General features: G+C 64.5%; 1 protein-coding gene. It reads right to left on the bottom strand.

Annotated features, from left to right (window positions below):
• A partial coding sequence (locus AB0I04_RS55165) for a hypothetical protein (protein ID WP_360905087.1) occupies positions 1 to 1,156 on the bottom strand: 1,156 nt, incomplete at its 3' end.
• Between the last annotated feature and the right edge of the window lie 78 nt (positions 1,157 to 1,234).

A 1,234-nucleotide genomic window follows, 5' to 3' on the forward strand; every position in this document is an offset into this window, starting at 1 on the left:
TCCCCCACCATCTCGGGGTTCCGGGTGCTTGCGCCACCGCGTGGGTGAGCTTGGTCTCGTGGTCGGTGACGGGCCGCCTCGCCGAGGGCGGCAGCCACTCCAGGTAGCCGCCCGTGTCATCGCCCACCGGCAGAGACGCGCCGGCAACACGGCCAAAGTCCAGGCGGGGAGGATCGGCGATATAGGGTCCGGCGTCGCTGACGGCTTCGATCCGAGCCAGGTCACGAGGAAGCAGCCCAGCAGCCAGCACGCTGTCCTGGGTCCCGGCCATCAGCCCATCGGCGTCCACCCCGGTCCGGGCAACGCGATCCGTAGAACCTTCCGACCCCGGCCGCTTGACCACATGGTCACCGCCGCGGAACACCATCTCCTCGGCACGAGAAGCATCAGCCAGACCAAGATAATGCAGCAACTCATGCAACAGCTGAGCATCAGAGTGCCCGACATCGAAGTGCAGCTGATCAGCCGCCCCGGGAACGGCCCCGGCGGTGAGCGTGATTCCCTCACCATGCCCGCGGTCCAAAACCAGCTCCGCCCACACGTGCAACTGCTCTTCGGAGCGAGGAAGAACATAGCCACGATTGACGTACTCATCCAAAAGGCCCTGCAGCCGGTCCCGGAAAACAGCCACATCCAGCCCCGAGGCAACATCGCCGACCGGCAGCGCCAACGTGAACTCACGCACCCCCTGCCCACCGACCGCCCGGACCCTGCGCACATTCGCCCGGATGATCACATTACGCCCCGCCAGCAACCCCTCCGGCCGCCCATCCTGCTCAACAAACGGATCGAACTGCTCGGCCTTCAACACCACCGTCGAAACATCCCGATTCGCCGCCAGCCACTCATGCGGACGCGCCGGCACCCCCAGCACATGACCACCAGCCAAAGACTCACCGGAATCGACGACCGCGGACCCATCACCCACAGCGGAAGAACCGGCCACCTCGTCCCCGACGCCAACGCCAACGCCAGGAACAACAGCGGGCCGGCCCGTCCGCCAATTCCCGAACGCTGCCCGCAATGAGTTCAAGACAGAGTCGGTGGCGAAGGCGTGATTCAAGGAAGTCAGATCAATCGGCTGGCCACCGACCAGCAAATCAGCTCGAATCTGAGCTTGCCGATCGCTGATCGCCTTACCCAGACCAACGATCATCGAAAGGCTGGTATCCGCACGGAACGACAGGTTATAACCCCCCGAATAACCGAAATAACCCGGGCCGTACCCACTCCC

Origin of the sequence: Actinoallomurus sp. NPDC050550 (genome assembly GCF_040655075.1) — a bacterium.
Classification (GTDB): Bacteria; Actinomycetota; Actinomycetes; order Streptosporangiales; family Streptosporangiaceae; genus Actinoallomurus.